Source organism: Psychroflexus sp. MES1-P1E, from assembly GCF_002836055.1.
Classification (GTDB): Bacteria; Bacteroidota; Bacteroidia; order Flavobacteriales; family Flavobacteriaceae; genus Psychroflexus.
Genome location: NZ_PJBS01000221.1, coordinates 1 through 3149 on the forward strand (window position 1 = coordinate 1; position 3149 = coordinate 3149).

At 31.2% G+C, this 3149-nt stretch carries 3 protein-coding genes; 2 read left to right on the forward strand and 1 reads right to left on the reverse strand.

Annotated elements, in window-relative coordinates; all coding sequences use genetic code 11:
• Nucleotides 1–650: 650 nt before the first annotated feature.
• A complete protein-coding gene (locus CXF67_RS08995) occupies nt 651–1310 on the forward strand; it encodes a hypothetical protein (protein ID WP_257984640.1) in 660 nt (219 codons plus the stop codon).
• Between the two features lie 248 nt (nt 1311–1558).
• On the forward strand, nt 1559–2377 hold the full coding sequence (locus CXF67_RS09000) for a PhzF family phenazine biosynthesis protein (protein WP_102088455.1): 819 nt from the start codon (nt 1559–1561) through the stop codon (nt 2375–2377).
• 158 nt (nt 2378–2535) lie between these two features.
• Here CXF67_RS09000 and CXF67_RS09005 read toward each other — a convergent pair whose 3' ends face one another.
• Nucleotides 2536–3102 carry a porin family protein gene (locus CXF67_RS09005; protein ID WP_102088456.1) on the reverse strand — a complete coding sequence of 189 codons (567 nt, stop codon included), beginning with the start codon at nt 3100–3102 and terminating at the stop codon, nt 2536–2538.
• Nucleotides 3103–3149 lie beyond the last annotated feature (47 nt).

The following is a 3149-nucleotide window of genomic DNA, read 5'->3' on the forward strand; positions in this document are numbered from 1 at the left end:
CCGTATATAATTTATTGCTGGCTTCTTGCCTACTTGCGAAAGTCCTCGCGGACTTTCTTTGTCCGTAATTATTTACTAAATTAGTTGCTTGAAACACGCAACAAACCATATACAACAACGTTAGGTTTAATTTCAAAAAGCACACGGAAAAACGCTTCTAATTGGACTGGTAAAAAAATGTTATTAGAAGGACGCTTTTTATAGGATGCGTGCCAATGATAATTGGCGCACTCAAAGTCTTAACGATTGCATCGTGCAAATCAAAATTTGCAAACGTTGTGAACGTCTAAAAGACTTTGGTTAAGGTAGTTAAAAAAAATTAAAAAGTCAAGTCTTTTTTTAAATAGCGGAAGCAGCACCTATAAAAAGCGGACAAAGTTTCTTGTTTTTTACCAGTCTAAAACAGAGTCTGACCACTCCCCATATTACCTATATAGATAATGGCCATACTCTGACAATTAGAACCCTTTTGATTTTCTATTGTTTGGGTACTTTTTCAAACTCCGTTTATTTGTCCCACTGGATGGAAACTGAAAATTCCTTAGCTTTGGACAAAACACTAAACATAACATGCTGTATAGATAATAGCACCCTACAGGATGCAACTATCCATACACCTATTGTTGGCAACAAGCGAAAAAATAAAACTTATGAAATTCAATTTGAAAAGAAAAAAAAGGTTGCAATATTTAGTAGCTATTTCAATCATCTCTATTGGTCTCTTATGTGTTTCTTGTAAGGAAACATCTGACTCTTCAAAAAATACAGAAAGTGAATTGATAATGAAAATCAATGCTGTTCAACAACAGGTGATGGCACAAGGAAATATTACTAAAGAAGAGGAACAGGCAATGTTAAGTTTATGTAGTATTATGTCACATGATGACGGTTTAGCAAATTATAGTCCTGATAATAGGATGATATTAAAAGATGCAGAAATCGCCCCTGTCTATAATGGTTGTGAGGAACTTTCTGAAGAAGAAACAATGAAATGTTTTAATAGTAAAGTGTCGGAATTTATAAAGCAAGAGTTTAACCTGAGTGTCTCTAAAAGTTTAAATCTTTCAGAACCAAATCAAGTAGATGTTTTTTTTATAATCAATGAAAACGGAAATCTGACTGGCATGAAAGTCAGAGATTCAGAGGTAACCATTCAAGCAGAAATCTTGAGAGTGCTTAGAAAAATGCCTGTGATGAAACCTGCTATTCACAATGGTAAAAGTGTTTCTGTATTATGTTCAATTATAGTAACATATGGTAATGAAATAGAAATTGAGGCTGTTTACATTCCTGAAAGACCAAATAATTAAAAGTTGAATCACTAATTGTAGTAACTTACAAAAGCCAGTTGCCAACAACGTTTATAAAACATAGCTATCAAAGGCTTTTCCAGAGGTTTGTGTTTGTTTGCGAAGACCACCAAATTTTTTAATTTGGCTTTTACGTTTGATAAGTTAAGAACAAAATTAAAAATTTGGCTCTGTCTTTTACTCAAAAATTATTACCTTTTTACACGCTACGTTCCATACACCAAACGTTAGCACCAATATAAAAAAAAATGACAGATAGAATAGAAACTTATATAGTTGACTCTTTTACAGATAAGCCTTTCAAAGGAAACCCAGCAGGTGTTTGTATTCTAAACAAAAAATTGAGTGACAAACAAATGCAATCTATTGCCAAAGAATTGGGACTTTCAGAAACGGCATTTATATGTAAAATAGATAATCAAGATAAATATTCAATAAGATATTTTTCTCCAGTAATGGAAATTCCGCTTTGTGGACATGCAACTCTTGCATCTTCTAAAGTACTATTTGAAATTAACCCTAAAATAGATGCGATTCATTTTAAGAATATTCAGCATTTAGATTTAATGATTAAAAAATATGGAGAGAAAATTGAAATGGAATTCCCAATTTATGATACAACTCCTCAAAATGCACCTGATGAATTATTAAATGCTCTTGGAATTGAAACAATCGTAAATAGCGTGTATAATAAGGAAACAAATATCTTACTTCTGGAAATTAAGAGTAGTAAACTATTAGCGGATTTGTCACCAGATTTTGAAAAATTAAAACAATCACACAATTCAATAAATGGAGTATTAATTACGGCAATTTCACAAAAGGATGACTATGACTTTGAATCAAGATATTTCTGGCCTTGGAGCGGAACAAACGAAGACCCTGTAACAGGTGCTACTCATACTTTCCTAGCCAAATATTGGAAAACACGATTGAATAAAAAGAAAATGAATTCATATCAATGTTCTAAAAGAACTGGATTTATGGAAGTTGAACTAGTTAGCGAGAATAGATTATTGATAAAAAGTGAAGCTCAAATTATATTGAAAGGAGAATTAAGAATATAAATACTGGTGCTAACACTGTGTATAATTAATTGCTTAGTTTTAGCCAATTTACGAAATCCCTCGCGGGCTTTCTATTTGTGTTTTATTTACTATCCTTAGTGCTTGAAACACGCAACTAACCATACACATCAACGTTGGCAACAATATAAATTTAAAAATCAATTAAAATAACACCCTAAATTTAGACTAATTACTGAGAACTTTATGGAATCATTTTGGATTATCTTGCTTAGACCATATTCGTATCTAAATTGGGTATAGAATTTTTTCAAAAAGTCTATTTCAAATCCACCTACAAAACCGAAAGTAGTTTTAGTAATATCTAAATCAACTTCATTCCCGTCGATTTCACTATTTTTATAAACAAGAAACCCTACTTGTGGTCCTGCTTGAAAACTAATTCTTTTAGCAAACTTAACCTGAAATAGGACAGGTATGTCTATGTAACCCAATCTATTTTCGGCTTCAATTCTAGGACTTGTATTTTTTATAACAGATTCTATACCCTTTAAATTATAATTTAGTTCAGTCTGTACACTGATTAAATCGTTTATATCCTTTTCTATAGTCCCGCCGATATTAAATCCATAAATAACCTTATTTGCAGAAAAGTCTGTATAAGACCATGTATAATTAATACCACCCTTAATAGAATATTTTAAATTTTTTTGTGAACTACAATTGATTGAAAATAAAGTAATGGCTACAATAATAAAAGTTTTCATTTTTTTTGGTCAAAGATAAAATTTAATGAATTCAAAGGTTGGTTATA